We start from the raw sequence: 14,067 nt of genomic DNA, 5'->3' as shown, positions 1-14,067 counted from the left end.
CGCTCCCAAGCCGGTCTCTCTAACATCGTTGGTTCGGAGCCTGCTGGGACATCGCCAACTCATCTTGCAGATGAGCAAGCGCGATGTCATTGGAAGATATCGAGGTTCCGCCCTGGGCCTGGCGTGGTCCTTTTTCAACCCGGTGGTGATGCTGACCGTCTACACGTTCGTTTTCGCCGTTGTGTTTAAGGCACGGTGGGGCACGGGCGGCGAAGAAAACAAGGGTCAATTTGCGCTTGTGCTATTCACGGGCATGCTCGTGCACGCGCTCTTCGCCGAAGTTGTCAACCGCGCGCCCACGCTCATACTTGGCAATACCAACTACGTTAAAAAAGTGGTGTTCCCCCTGGAAATCCTTCCTGTGATCACCATGGGGGCAGCACTGTTTCATACCTTGGTAAGCCTGACGGTGCTGGTCGGGGCGTTCCTGCTCCTGAATGGTTTCTTGCACTGGACAGTCATACTTGCGCCGGTGGTGCTGCTTCCGCTGATCGTATTGACGCTCGGCTTCGCATGGTTCCTCGCATCGCTCGGAGTGTTCCTGCGGGACGTCGGCCAGACCGTCGGCATCATCACAGCCGTGTTGCTGTTCATGTCGCCGGTGTTCTATCCCATCTCCGCGATCCCCGAACGCATACGTCCCTGGCTGATGGCGAATCCGCTCACCTTCATCATTGAACAGATGCGCGAAGTCGTGATCTGGGGCCGCCTGCCCAATTGGTTTGGTTTGGGCGTCTATCTGCTGGGCGCGATCGCGGTTGCTTGGGCAGGGTATGCCTGGTTTCAAAAGACCCGAAAAGGATTCGCTGATGTCCTTTGACGAAAATATTGCAATCCAGGTTGACGGTTTGAGCAAGTGCTATCAGATCTACGACAAGCCTGGCGATCGGCTGAAGCAATTCCTCTTCCCCCGCCTGAAACCTGCCTCCCGACGCGACGGTACGGCCTACTTTCGTGAATTCTGGGCGCTGCGCGACATATCGTTGACGGTCAAGCAAGGCGAGACCATTGGTATTGTGGGGCGAAATGGCAGCGGGAAATCCACGCTGCTGCAGATCATTTGCGGCACACTGACACCCACGCACGGCGATGTCCGGACCAACGGACGAATCGCCGCGTTGCTGGAACTAGGGTCCGGCTTCAACCCCGAATTCACCGGCCGCGAAAACGTCTTCCTGAATGCCGCGGTTCTGGGGCTGACCCAAGAGGAAACCGAAGCTCGCTTCGAGGAGATTGCGGCGTTTGCCGACATCAACGATTTCATCGACCAGCCGATCAAGACATACTCCAGCGGGATGGTGGTCAGGCTGGCCTTCGCGGTGGCAATCAATGCCGATCCGCAGATTCTTGTTGTTGATGAAGCGTTATCGGTGGGTGACGAGCTTTTCCAACGCAAGTGCTTTGCGCGTATCGAACAGATTCGTGCAAGGGGCGCAACGATTCTGTTCGTATCTCATTCCGGCGCCACAGTGGTCGAACTATGCGACCGGGCAATCCTGCTTGATAGTGGCGAACAGCTGGCCGTCGGTTCGCCCAAGCACATCGTGAGCTGCTACCAAAAGCTCCTATATGCACCGGCCGACAAGCGCACGGAACTGCGAAGCGCCATTAAAGAGCAGCGTGACATTTCATCCGTAGGCGCCAAGGAATCCCATTCCGCCGCATCCGTGTCCGAGCCCGTCCAGCACGGTTCTACCAGCGACGAAAGTTATGATCCCGCCCTTCATCCGATCAGCACGATAGCGTTCGAATCGCACGGCGCCGTCATTGACCAGCCAGGCATCTATAGCCTAGATGGCAGGCGCGTGAACAATATTGTCCGCGGCAATTCTTATCTGTACCGGTACCACGTCAAGTTTGACCGCGGCGCTAGCAACGTGCGTTTCGGCATGATGATAAAAACCACTAGTGGCATCGAACTCGGAGGCAGCGTGTCCGCAGACTCGCCCCGGACCAGCCTGCCCTATGTCGAAACAGGCTCGGAATACCAGATCGAGTTCAAGTTCGACTGCCGGCTTGCGCCAGGCGTGTATTTCCTCAACGCAGGAACCTCCGGTGAAGTTAACGGCGCTGAAACGTATTTGCATCGGCTGGTCGATGTCGCAATGTTCCGAGTGCAAGCAGACGGGGAGTCCACGATGACCGGCGTAGTGGACTTTTCTTGCCGCCCGGAAATAAAAAAACTCTGAATCAGGTAATGAACTGGCTATGAACGAGACCAATCCCAACCGCAAGCTTGTAGTTGTCCTCGGTATGCACCGCAGCGGCACGAGCGCCATCACCCGCGGACTTCAGGTCGTCGGCGTCGGGCTGGGTGACAAGCTCATGCCCCCATTGGCCGGCGTCAATGAAAAAGGGTTTTGGGAAGACCTTGAGGTCGTCGACTTGAATGTCGAGATGCTGGGGGCGCTGAAGAGTGACTGGCACTTTCTGTCCGCAATCACCAGCAACGATGTGGAGGCGCTGCGAACGAAGGGTTATGTAGATCGGGCAGCGGCACTGTTAAACGCCAAGCTCGACCAAAACCCTATTTATGGCTTCAAGGACCCCCGTACATCCAAGCTGCTGCCGTTCTGGGTCGAAGCGTTCAAGCAGATTGGGATTCGGCCGCAATACGTTCTAGCCATCCGCAACCCGCTGAGCATCGAAAAATCGCTCTCCAAACGCGATTCCTTCGATCCCAAGAAAAGTCATCTTTTGTGGATAGACCACGTTGTAACCAGCTTGGCACACGCGGAACACGAGCGCTTGCTTGTCGTCGATTACGACCGTTTGATGCATGATCCCGACAGCCAGATGAGCCGGCTGGCCCAGTTCCTGGGTACAAAAGTCGATGAACAAGACCTGATCTCGTACAAGACGAAGTTTCTCGACTCGAACCTTCGCCATACAGTCTTTGGGCTCGCGGATCTTCAAGCCGATACGAATTGGCCGCCCCTTCTGCAAGAGGTCTATAAGTCCCTCCTCGACGCGTCGGAAGATGACTCAATTAACGGTGGACGCCCTCCCGAAGCGCTGACGAAAAAATGGGCAGCTGAATTCGACCGCTTGCAGGTTCCCCTTCGTCTGGCGGATTTGCAGCATCGTGAACTGGTGGCCGCATACGCCGAGGCAGGCAATACCAAGGCGAAGTTGGAAGCGAAGGTGGCCAAAGCTGAAGCCATCGATCAACAACTGCGCGAACAATTGGCCAATCGAGAAGAAAGCCTGCGCCACCTCGAGAATCTGGCCGAACGTCAAAAGATCGAGAACGCCGCGCTCTTGGCAACTATCCAGGAAATCTACGCGAGCAAGAGTTGGCGGGCGACTTCGAGCCTGCGCTTTCTCACCCGCAATGTATCCCGCGCTCGGCGCGTCGCCGCACTGGCGCCGACGGTTATCCGCCAAAAGGGCGGCATCGTCTCGGCTGGCGGCAAGGCACTCAGTATTCTGCGCAAAGAGGGCCTGCACGGAGTTCGCCTACGGTTGCGCGTGCTCAAAACGGAAAACGACCGAGCCCTCGCCGCTAAGGCTTCACTGCGGTCGAGCGAAGAGGAAATGTTGTTCGTACCGCTGTACGTGGACCCGTTGCTGGAAAAGTCGGCAGGCGTGCGCGTCGAAGGTATTTCCGTTGCGATCCACCTGCACCTTTCGACCGGCGCGGCCGTTAATGCCTTCACGGACCGAATGGCCGCGTTCGACGGAGAATACGATCTGTTCGTATCGCTCGGTGAGCCGGACCTTGCCGCCAACGTGAAAAGCGAGCTTGTACGCTCTCTACCGCTCGCCCGCGACATCGTGGTCGAAAGCGGCCACGCTACTGACGACGCTATTGTGCCGTTCGTGGTTCAGTTTGGCGAACGCCTGTCCAAGTACGACGTCGTCGGACATTTCTTCCTTAAATCGCGTCCGACGGATAAGGACAGCTCATTGCTGGACCTGCTTATCGGTCCAATTGGCGCCAGCAGCGCTCGCCTCGCGCACATTCTGCAGAGCTTGCGGCAGGATGCCAAGCTGATCTATCCCGATGGCGTCGCGTACCCTGTGCAGGATGCGTCGTTCGGGACGACGCACAAGCACACGCTCCCCGCCCGGCTGTTGGCTAATCATCCGGAACTTTCTCCGGAATCCTTCCCTGTCATCCATAGCCCGAATGGCTCTATGTTCTGGGCCCGTGGGGACGGCCTTAAGGCATTCTTCAGCCTGCCTGTCGAGTATGCCGATGACGCTGCCACCTCGCTTCTACTCGAAGACCGCCTCGGGTACGCCCTTGAGCGGGTGCTGCCGATCCTCGCGAGCAAGGCTAATGGGCGAATTTATCGTATCTTCAAGCAAGACTCGATCGACGATTACAGCGAATATGAGGTGCAGCAGGACTACACCACGTCGCTTGTGCACAAGGACATCAAAGTACTGTCCTACTACCTACCGCAATTCCATCCGACACCGCTGAATGATGAATGGCATGGCGAAGGCTTTACCGAATGGACGAAGGTCGGCGCAACGCAACCTCTATTCAAAGGCCATTACCAACAGCACATTCCGCACGCCGATATCGGTTATTACATGCTCGACTCGGCGGATTCGCTGCGCAAGCAAGCTGATCTGATGAAGAAGGCCGGAGTATATGGACAGGTGTTCTATCACTACTGGTTCTCCGGCCAGATGATTCTCGAAAACCCCGCCAAGATGCTACTGGGCCATCCCGATGTGGAAATGCCCTTCTGCTTTTGCTGGGCGAACGAGAACTGGACGCGGCGCTGGGATGGCAACGAAAAAGAGATCCTGCTGGGCCAGACCTATTCCGCGCAGGACGCCCGCGATTTCATCAATTATCTGATACCGTTTTTCCAGGACACCCGCTACATCCGCATCGGCGATCGTCCGGTCCTGATGGTTTATCGGCCGTCATCCATACCTGATTGCAAGCTTTACCTCGACATGTGGGCCGAAGAGTGCGGCAAACATGGGCTGTCCGCACCTTACGTCGTCGCGGTGCTTACCCGCGGCGCCACAGATCCGCGGGACTTCGGAATGGATGCGGGCACGGAACGCGTGCTTCACGACTGGACGGGCGGCGCGGTCGAAAACATCAGGGCAGCGCTAACGCCTTACCGTCCGATCAATGGCAGCGTCCTGCCGTATGACGAGGTCGCCGACTTCTACACCCGCCAGACAGACGTCCCAGAGTTCACCTATTTCCGCAACTTGGTGCCCCAATGGGACAACGCTGCACGCTACGGGTCCGAAGCTCTGGTAGTCCATGGCAGCACGCCGCGCAAATTCCAGGAATGGCTCGAGAATCTGGTCGATTACTCTCAGCGCACCTTGCCTCAGGACCGCCGTTTCATCATCGTTAACGCGTGGAACGAATGGGCCGAAGGCGCTCACATGGAGCCGGACAGCCGTTATGGATATAGCTATCTCAACAGCGTGGGCCGGGCGCTGTCCGCTATCCCCTATGATTCGTCGTCCCGCGCGACCGACGACGCGGTGCGGGCCGCCATTCGAGTGCAGGTAGCATTGGCGCCGCAACTTTCCGATCAGCTGGATGCGTCTCCCGAGTTGGCCAAACGGTTCAATCACTGCCTAGAGCAGGCTATGCAAGGGACGCGCTGCGTGTTCCAGCACGGCGACGAAGCTCGCGACATGGACTTCACGCTTCGTATCAAAAGCGTGTCGCTATTTGACGCGACAACAATCTCTCAAATGCTTGACGTCGCTCAGGCTCACCCGGATTCTGCTGTCGTACCTAACACTTACGACCGCAATCAGCCGATATTCGCTGTCAACGCCAACGGCGCAGTCGATCCGTTAGCCGCCCACACCGCGCCGATGGTCCTTGAGCCGGCCGGCTACCCTCAAAGCGGATATAAAAACGTTCGGATGGCCCAGGGAGCACATTGTTTTGGGGCCTATCCCTCTGGCCAGGCCACCCATGGCCATCCGCAGGTGACGACCATTATCCGTGTTCATCCGGGGGCTGACTTCGAGGAGTTGCGCAACGCGCTATATTGCCTGGCGGCCATGCGCAATTGCGTCGTCACCCCCATGATTGCCGCACAAGATCTGGGCGAGGAATTGCAAGCGCGCCTGGCCACTTTGCTCGCCGAAGTGAGTCCGGTGCTTCTGGTCCCCGCCGTCGTCGTCCATTACAAATCCGAAACCGGCCACGGGGATCTGCGCTCGAAGATGCTCAACGAGTCACTGAAGAAAGTTGGGACGCGCTACGCGGCATTTTTGGATTATGACGATCTCCTGATGCCCCACGCATACGAGTGGCTCATCCGGCGGATGGCTACGACAGGTAAGGCGGTCTCGTTTGGACGTGTGTATTCGACCAGTTTCAACAGCAAGACCGGCGGGTTCATTAAGCGTGAACGTGCATTTGAATATGGCTATACGTATGCAGATTTCCTGAGCGTGAACCACGCGCCGCTGCACAGCTTCATGCTCGACGTGGTGCAGTTCGACTTCAGCAAGGTGATCTACCATGGCGACCAAAAGTACATGGAAGATTACTATCTGACGCTTCAACTATTCCGCGAACATAATGCGGATTGGGCGAGCCTAGCCGAAAACATGTATATCGGTGATTACATTCACAGCATTGACAGAAATCATACGCTGGCGTTTGCAGACGATGTGGAGCGCCAAGCTCTGCTGATGAATGGCGAATATCAAATAGCTGAAAGCCGCATTCATGAAATGCGCCGGGCTGTGACGAAGGCTTAGATACGGCGCAGCATCAGTGGGTAGGGCGGGGGGGGAATTCCCCGCCCTTTCCTTTCGTGATCGTCCTATTTTCGCGGCTGCCGGTCCAAGGCCAGGCGTGCTAAGCTTCCACCCAATCCAGGTGCTGCGATACACCTGTACTTGGCCTCGGATCTCACGGCATGCTGACCTGCAGCTTGCTAGCATAAAGGATGGGTTGTTGCGATCAACGGTTTCTGAGAATTCTCATTGCCGGCTGGGCGTGCTGCCCTCGATATATGGAAATAAGACCCATTCAATTCGATGAAGGCTCCCTAAAGAGCTACGAGGCGTTGTTCGCCAGGTGCTTTCCGCCGTCCCCCAAATTTGGCGTGCGGGCGCTTCAGTGGTTGTATACGGAAAACCCCGCAGGGAAGGCCGTGGGGTTCGACGCCTGGGAAGGGGGGACGCTTGCAGCACATTACGTGTGCGTTCCGGCTTTGATCAACTACGGGAACGAAGCGCGCCGCATGCTGCTTTCGTTGAACACGGCGACACATCCGGATTTCCAGGGCAAGGGACTTTTCACCAAACTTGCTCAGACAACCTATGAAACGGCGGCTACACAAGGCTATGCGGCTATTCATGGTGTCGCTAACGCTAACAGCACGCCGGGCTTCATCCGAAAGCTGGGCTTCCAATTGGTGCAGCCATTGGAGGCGCGGATCGGTGTGGGGCCATTGCGCATCGATCGGAAGATTTTGGCTGAGCGCACGCAATTCCAGCGAGCCTGGAAGGTTGATCATCTACAGTGGCGATGCGCGAACCCCGTAAATGCGATCCGCGCGCGCACCCGGAGCGGAATCAGTCAGTTTTTCGCGAGTGCGAAAGGAAACCTGCTTCCTGCCTACGCCCAGTTGGAAGATACGGCCCTTGCCGAAGGTGCAGCGCCGCAACGCTCCGCCTCGCCCTTAAGGCTGTTTTTGGGGTTATACCCTGAAGGCGGCTGCGATTATAGGCGGTACGTAGAAATACCTCGGAAATTGCGGCCATCGCCATTGAATTTTATCTTTCTCCCACTTCAAGCACATGTCCCACCGCTTAAGGCGGGCGCCGCATGTTTTTCGTTCTTAGATTTCGATGCGTACTAACATTGCTGACAAACAGCCGGTTGCGCTCTTTTTCTTCGCCCATCAGGATGATGAATACGGCGTCTATAAAACCATATCGGACGAATTGTCTCAGGGCCATCGCGTAATATCTGTTTATTATACCGATGGCGGTTTCAGTGGTGTCTCAAGTCAAAGGCGAAATCAGGAGTCCTTGAATGTGCTATCAAGGCTTGGAATTTCAGGTAACGACGTATTGTTCGTGGGAGAGTCACTTTCCATTCCCGATGGAAAGCTGATTCATAACATGGCGCTAGCTGGGCGGTGGTTGGACGACTGGCTCCCCACGTTTTCGTCCATCACATCAATCTACGTCCCCGCATGGGAAGGCGGCCATCATGATCACGACGCGCTGCACGCGCTCGTCATTTTGGCCGCGCAACGACACGATCTGCTCCCGAAGGTGAGGCAATTTTCGTTATACAACGCCTACAATCGTTTCCACCCTTTCTTCAGGGTGAAGTCTCCCCTGCGGGAAAATGGCCCCGTAGTGTCTTCGAAGATCGGCTGGAATGACCGATTTAAGTATCTACGGTTTTGCGCCAGCTACCCATCGCAGGCGATCACCTGGATAGGGCTATTTCCTTTTGTGCTCTGGCATTATCTGTTCAACGGGTCCCAAGCACTCCAGCCGGTGGACGTCGCGAGACTCGACGAACGGCCCCACTCGGGCTCCCTATATTATGAACGCCGACGATTCTGCACTTGGGAGATCATGCAGAGCAATATTGGGGAATATCGCCGGACCAGGTATCAAACCAGGGTTTGATCCACGCCAGACGCGGGCCTGCCAACATTTGGCAGGCTAGCTAGCGTCATCATTTCACTTTCGGTTTACTTTGTATTTGGTCACATCAATTGACCGAATCACGAATTCACTACCTCGAAATACCGCAGGGACAACTAGAAGCCCGGTAATATCCGAATCCATATACACGGTCTTGGTATTTTGCCATGGCGCGATAGGGAAGGAATATACAGCATCTTCGCCCATGACGGGGCGAGCGGGATCGGCCCAGTACACAGTAGAGTAATCATAGAGTCGCCCGCCTCTTATGTTCAGCGTCACCTTCGACACGATCTTCTCATTCTCCCCAGCTGTACCCTCGGGCATTACCGGCACCTTCATTTTTATCAGTGAAGGATCGACCCAATTATTTCTAAAGCGTGAGGTCGGTCCAGACAGAGCGACGCTGTTCTCGATGCTAATATCTTCAGGCCGGTATGATTTAGAGAATACAACTTCCGAACGCTCGACGTCAGATATAGTAACGCCCGCGTACTTGCCGAGACGGTAGGCAGAGACCTCTTCGGAGATCGACGTCCGGAATACAAACACGGCGTAAAAGAGCGCTAGCGAGAAAAGCACTGCTACCAGCAAAAAGAGCGAGCGCATCGCCTTGTCGGCAAACTTCTGCCAATTGCTCATCACTCCGCCGCTCATTCCAATCGAGAACTCAGAAGCGACTCCCTGAGTTTTGTTGACTGCAACGGTGATGAGCATACCCAAGGTCACGAAAACAAATGGCACGCTGGATTGCACGTAGCGAGGAAGGCCGTGATACAGCATATGCATCAAGGTGAACGCCAACGGAATGCAAGCCACCACCAGCCAATCCGCGCGACGTTTCCATATCAACAGCGGAACTGCGATCAACGTAGGCACTACGACAAACATCTGGACCAAAATCAGCGGTTGAATGCCCGGGCCCGGATGAACAAGGTGCTCGTCCCAAACGTCGCCCCACATATATTGGATAAAGCCAAATACCCGCCACTTGTAGAATACCGCGGGATCAGCGGCGATATTTACCTGCAGCAACTCAGAGAGCTTGAGCTTTCCGACAGCGGCCATATCGTGAAAATACGGCACCGCTCCCCAGACCATCGGACCAGAGCCGCTATCCGCCAGAATATTGCCCTTGCCAAAAGCCAACCAATTTCGCACCCACCACGGTGCCAGCGTGAGCAGCAACACAGATCCGAATGCCAACACCGGCGGCGAAAATATCTTTCTTGGCCCGGTCCGATAGACCACGAGCACGAACAAAGCCAATAGCGCGAAAGGGAGCGCTTGAGGCTTTACGTAGATGGCAAATCCCAGGAACAGGGCCGCCCACCCCGCCATCGCAGGCTGATCGCGTTGCGCCGACTTGATGAAAAAATAGACGAATAGCAAAAATACGGTCATGAAGACCTGTTCGGCTAGCACTCGATCCAAGTTGTAATAGAAGCCTGGATATATAGAGGCGCCAAGCAGGGCCATCAACCGTCCGAATGGGTGCAGGTTCAACAGTACCATTATTCGGTACATCAACCACAATGCTACAACGCTCAGTATTATCTGAGAAATGAATACTGGCTCATTAGCTTCGCCGAATATCTTGTAGATGCCCGCGAGATACAAAGAATATCCGGGCGGCGGCAGCATGTCCGACCGCGGGGGCTGCTCGCCGCGGTACACCTTTCCTTCCACATCTCGCGTAAGCGTGCCATATTTCAGCAAGATCTTCCCGGAGTTGCTCCAGGCAGTTTCGTCGCCCAATCTTAGTTGCCGAGACAGATCTGGCGTATCGACTCGCAAAAATATTCCGAGGCCGAAAATCAGGATCAATATACCAAAATATAAAATGTTATTTTTCTTCATGATATTTGCGGCCATAGAATGGTAGCCAGGCGCGTCGGAGTATTACTTTTTAGAGAACTTAACCAAAATACTGCCCCGGTGAACCCCTGACCACGGATCAGCACCTATTGAATTGACAACGCCTCGCCGCAGCGTTTGGCCTCTGAAGCATTCATTGCGACAACGCGAAGTACGCCCAATACGCCGCGCAACGCTACACCGTCCGATGCTGCAACCGTCGGTTCGGGAGTCGGAAACCTGGTTAGCCAAGTCTGGCGCACGTCGCAAGGCAATAACAACTTCATTTCGTGATCTATAGGCAGGGGGGTATTGAGGCGGCCTTTCCAGCGCACGTCGTAAGCATTGGTGCCCATCTCGCGGATGTGCACCGCTGGTTTCGTTTCCAGCAAGCCGCGACCAGGTGCCTGTCCCCGCTCCACCTGATGCCCGAAGGCTACTGCCTTCGGGATGAGTTCAAACGCAACCGTGGCTCCGCGAACCTCAGGCCGCGAGATGTTATCGAATGAAATTCCGACAAACCGATTAAAATATCTGTCGAGCTCCGCCTCATTCAAATGCGGGAAAATTTTCCTGTATATATCTTGGTTGACGTTTACCAGATGTATCGCCTCAAAGGCAGGAAGACCCTCCCCGCGCAGAAGGTGTCCATAGTTGCCCGGAATTGCAAAGGGCGTGCGACCGTTCTTTTCGTAGAGCGCTTTCCAATCCGTCACCAGTTGCGAGTTGACAGGCGACAGGATGTCGCTAGCTCGCATTATTGGATTGTACGATCCAAAGATTACGACATGTGCGAGGGCCATCCCGCCCAGAACGGTCCAGCCCGCCATATGGCCAAGGGAAGCCGTTCTACCCTTCAGCGTCCAGATAATAAATGCCAATAGTACAAAAATCAGCGGTAAGTAGGCATAGACACGAATGCCCCAAAACTCCTTTTCCGCCCCAGGCCGAATTCCGACATACGCCGAGATCAATGCGTATGCGCTCAAAACGGCAACAATGGGTATAAGCCTCCATTGCCGCCAATTGCGGGAGATTATCCATGCCGCATATATCAAGAGGATTAATGAAATGCCCGGGTGGGCGCGGCGCCCAGGCATAACAAAAAATCCCGTCCACTTCGCCACGGAAGAAGGGAAACCCACCGTCGCGTAAACAACCAGTATGAGAAGCGTGGCGCCCGCAACCGCGGTCACCCGGATAGCCTCAAGATCCCACTTCACGTAAGGCAAGATGGGTAAGAGCATGAGCGGAAAGAGCGTACCCACCATGCTCAATTCATACGTGGGATCGCCCTCAGTGACGGGATGAACCGGCAGAGTGGGAAAGATCGCAGCTGCTAAGGCCTGCAGGGACGACCCTCCGCCGGCGCTCAGCCTGCGACCCGGGTAGCTGGTGTTGGAAACCGCCTGGATGAAGTCTGCGTGGAACACCCAATAGAGCGCTAGGGCAGCAGCAGTGGCGATTCCCGCGCATACAAGCATCTTGGGCTTTAGCAGGTCGGGGCGAACCGCGAGCGTGAGCGGAACCAGGGAGACCCCTAACGCAAAATATGTTGGGGGATACATCTGCCCGAACAACATGTGTCCAATAGCCCAGAAAAGCAAAACATATCTAAAGCCGGGCTTAATATTGCTGGTCAGGATTGCGAACGGTAAAAAGCTGGCCGCAAGAGCGGGAAAATTACTGGTCCACCACACCTGATACAGGTGGCTGAATGCCAACATCACCGCAGCTGAAACTGCGATGCCCGCGTTCACCCTTAAGTTCCGCAGATACCAAGCGACCGAACCGATTAGGAGCGCATAGTAAAAGAATGCTTGAAACGAAAGAGCCTTCCCGCTCGGTACAAGCCAGTAAACCAGGAAATTGGGTAAGAAGAATAATGAAAAATCGGCCCTGGGGAGCGCGATGAACCAATTCAATTTCTCTTTATACGGTTCCAGAGCGCTATGGGCCGGAAAACCTTCCAGTGCCGCTTGCTTCAGCATGGGAAGATACGTGGACCACTCGTCTCCGCGCCCTTCCTTGGGCAAACCTCTGAGATTCTGAGTCGCCGCGTCGCCCAAGAGGCGAAGTCCGGACAAATAATGACTCGGGTATGGCTCCAGTACCAGCCACATCGCCAGAATGGCCAGACCGAAAAAAAGACAAGCCAAACGTACACTGCTGTTGTTATTTCGAATCATTCGGCACTCCGGCCACCGACCGCTTGGTCAAAACCCAAGCCCTAAAGGCGACAATCAAGCCCGAACGGCCACAAAGATGCCGACCATGATCACAGCGACGCCGACAAAATACTGTGGAGTAAAGCGTTCACCGAGGAAAAAATGGCTGCCAATAGGAACCATGACGAACGCCAACGCCATAAGAGGATAAGCTCGCCCCAGCTCGATTTTTTGCAGAACCCAGACCCAAGCAATCGTCGTAAGGCCGTAAAGTGCGAAGGCACAGCCCAGCATCGTCATCGTCGGAAGTGCGAAGAGACTGCCGGTCCGCGCAAGGGAAGCGGCGGAAAGCTTGAATAACACTTGGCCGATGGATATTCCGACGACACAGAGAAATGCAACGAGATAGCTAACCATAAAATATACGTCCCTATTTTGGACGCGGCCGGCTTTGCAGTTGAAATGGCCGTTTCGGCACCGACGCAATGTCATACCCCAGAAACGCCAGGACCAACTGGGTGCCGATAATTACAGGCAAAGCGGACAGCATCACTGTTCCCGAGGGTGTAGATACACCCGCGTTCATGGATTCGATCCATTGGGTTATGCCAAATATTCCACCTAGCGTGAGCAGAACAAGTCCGAGCGGCAGCTCGAACGACGCTAACGACATATCGCGGAGATAGTAATTATAGAAAATCCGCTTCGTGAAATTTCGGACATGCTTAAAGAAAAACTCGCCAACAATCTTCGAAATCTTCAAGTTACTCACCTCGTCCCCATACTGAGCGTCCATCGGAATATCGATAACGACGGCACGCAGGGTATTGAGCCGAAAAAGTATATCGGTCTCGAAGAAATAGCGACGACTGATTTTATTCAGCGGGAGATGACTTGCAACGTCTCGATGTATTGCTGTGTATCCATTTGTGGGGTCAAACAGATCCCAATATCCGGAGGACAGTTTGGTCATGAACGAGAGCGCTGCGTTGCCCAGTAGTCGGACTTTTGGCATCGCCCTGATAGCTTCGAGGTCAAAAAAGCGATTGCCCTTCGTGTAATCCGCTTGACCGGCGAGAATTGGGCCGATGAATTGGGGCACAAGGCGCGGGTCCATCTGGCCGTCGCCGTCAATCTTTACGATGACCTCCGCCCCCTCCTCGAGCGCCGCTTGATAGCCTGTCATTACGGCGCCACCGACACCTTGGTTCTCTTGGTGATACACCACCCGGACCCTGGGATCCTGCGCGTTCTGCTCAACGAACTGCCCCGAACCGTCCGGGCAGCAATCATCGACGACGTAGATCGCCGTAACTTCCGGCCCGATGAGGGCAATCACACCCAGGATGTGCGCCCGGACCTTATAACTTGGGATGACGACCGCTACGTTCGGGATGTGATTCATTGAAGAAAA

At 55.1% G+C, this 14,067-nt stretch carries 9 protein-coding genes; 5 read left to right on the top strand and 4 right to left on the bottom strand.

The window, feature by feature from the left end:
- The first annotated feature begins 70 nt into the window (after positions 1 to 70).
- The 5 genes from B3098_RS03980 to B3098_RS03960 all read left to right on the top strand — a co-directional run bounded on the left by B3098_RS03980 (position 71) and on the right by B3098_RS03960 (position 8,610).
- Positions 71 to 820: an ABC transporter permease gene (locus tag B3098_RS03980; RefSeq protein WP_286891885.1), complete on the top strand. Its 750-nt coding sequence runs from the start codon at positions 71 to 73 to the stop codon at positions 818 to 820.
- Positions 810 to 2,189: an ABC transporter ATP-binding protein gene (locus B3098_RS03975; protein WP_286891883.1), complete on the top strand. Its 1,380-nt coding sequence runs from the start codon at positions 810 to 812 to the stop codon at positions 2,187 to 2,189. The genes B3098_RS03980 and B3098_RS03975 overlap by 11 nt, the downstream gene beginning before the upstream one ends.
- 19 nt (positions 2,190 to 2,208) lie before the next feature.
- Positions 2,209 to 6,714: a glycoside hydrolase family 99-like domain-containing protein gene (locus tag B3098_RS03970; protein WP_286891882.1), complete on the top strand. Its 4,506-nt coding sequence runs from the start codon at positions 2,209 to 2,211 to the stop codon at positions 6,712 to 6,714.
- Positions 6,715 to 6,971: 257 nt separating this feature from the next.
- Positions 6,972 to 7,823: a GNAT family N-acetyltransferase gene (locus B3098_RS03965; RefSeq protein ID WP_286891880.1), complete on the top strand. Its 852-nt coding sequence runs from the start codon at positions 6,972 to 6,974 to the stop codon at positions 7,821 to 7,823.
- Complete coding sequence (locus B3098_RS03960) at positions 7,813 to 8,610, top strand: PIG-L deacetylase family protein (RefSeq protein WP_286891879.1); 798 nt, start codon at positions 7,813 to 7,815, stop codon at positions 8,608 to 8,610. Before B3098_RS03965 ends, B3098_RS03960 begins: the two co-directional genes overlap by 11 nt.
- Before the next feature lie 54 nt (positions 8,611 to 8,664).
- Here the strand turns inward: B3098_RS03960 and B3098_RS03955 are convergent, their stop codons facing one another.
- From B3098_RS03955 to B3098_RS03940, 4 genes are all read right to left on the bottom strand, one after another.
- Positions 8,665 to 10,488 (bottom strand): ArnT family glycosyltransferase, encoded by a 1,824-nt coding sequence (locus B3098_RS03955; RefSeq protein ID WP_286891877.1) that lies wholly within the window; start codon positions 10,486 to 10,488, stop codon positions 8,665 to 8,667.
- 104 nt (positions 10,489 to 10,592) lie between these two features.
- Positions 10,593 to 12,674: a DUF7657 domain-containing protein gene (locus B3098_RS03950; RefSeq protein WP_286891875.1), complete on the bottom strand. Its 2,082-nt coding sequence runs from the start codon at positions 12,672 to 12,674 to the stop codon at positions 10,593 to 10,595.
- A 54-nt stretch (positions 12,675 to 12,728) separates the two neighbouring features.
- Complete coding sequence (locus tag B3098_RS03945; protein WP_286891873.1) at positions 12,729 to 13,070, bottom strand: EamA family transporter; 342 nt, start codon at positions 13,068 to 13,070, stop codon at positions 12,729 to 12,731.
- A gap of 13 nt (positions 13,071 to 13,083) precedes the next feature.
- Entirely contained in the window at positions 13,084 to 14,058 is a 975-nt protein-coding gene (locus tag B3098_RS03940; RefSeq protein ID WP_286891872.1) for a glycosyltransferase family 2 protein, read from the bottom strand.
- Positions 14,059 to 14,067: the final 9 nt, after the last annotated feature.

It is taken from the genome of Achromobacter sp. UBA2119 (assembly GCF_002331005.1).
Classification (GTDB): Bacteria; Pseudomonadota; Gammaproteobacteria; order Burkholderiales; family Burkholderiaceae_B; genus Achromobacter; species Achromobacter animicus.
The sequence above is the reverse complement of the archived record's forward strand: the minus strand, read 5'-3'. Positions and strand labels throughout refer to the sequence as shown.

What these genes read in the sequence shown, in the direction of transcription:
- B3098_RS03970 (WP_286891882.1), top strand. Translation starts at nt 2,209, where the DNA reads ATGAACGAGACCAATCCCAACCGCAAGCTTGTAGTTGTCCTCGGTATG.
- B3098_RS03980 (WP_286891885.1), top strand. Translation starts at nt 71, where the DNA reads ATGAGCAAGCGCGATGTCATTGGAAGATATCGAGGTTCCGCCCTGGGC.
- B3098_RS03975 (WP_286891883.1), top strand. Translation starts at nt 810, where the DNA reads ATGTCCTTTGACGAAAATATTGCAATCCAGGTTGACGGTTTGAGCAAG.
- B3098_RS03950 (WP_286891875.1), bottom strand. Translation starts at nt 12,674, where the DNA reads ATGATTCGAAATAACAACAGCAGTGTACGTTTGGCTTGTCTTTTTTTC.
- B3098_RS03955 (WP_286891877.1), bottom strand. Translation starts at nt 10,488, where the DNA reads ATGAAGAAAAATAACATTTTATATTTTGGTATATTGATCCTGATTTTC.
- B3098_RS03965 (WP_286891880.1), top strand. Translation starts at nt 6,972, where the DNA reads ATGGAAATAAGACCCATTCAATTCGATGAAGGCTCCCTAAAGAGCTAC.
- B3098_RS03960 (WP_286891879.1), top strand. Translation starts at nt 7,813, where the DNA reads ATGCGTACTAACATTGCTGACAAACAGCCGGTTGCGCTCTTTTTCTTC.
- B3098_RS03945 (WP_286891873.1), bottom strand. Translation starts at nt 13,070, where the DNA reads ATGGTTAGCTATCTCGTTGCATTTCTCTGTGTCGTCGGAATATCCATC.
- B3098_RS03940 (WP_286891872.1), bottom strand. Translation starts at nt 14,058, where the DNA reads ATGAATCACATCCCGAACGTAGCGGTCGTCATCCCAAGTTATAAGGTC.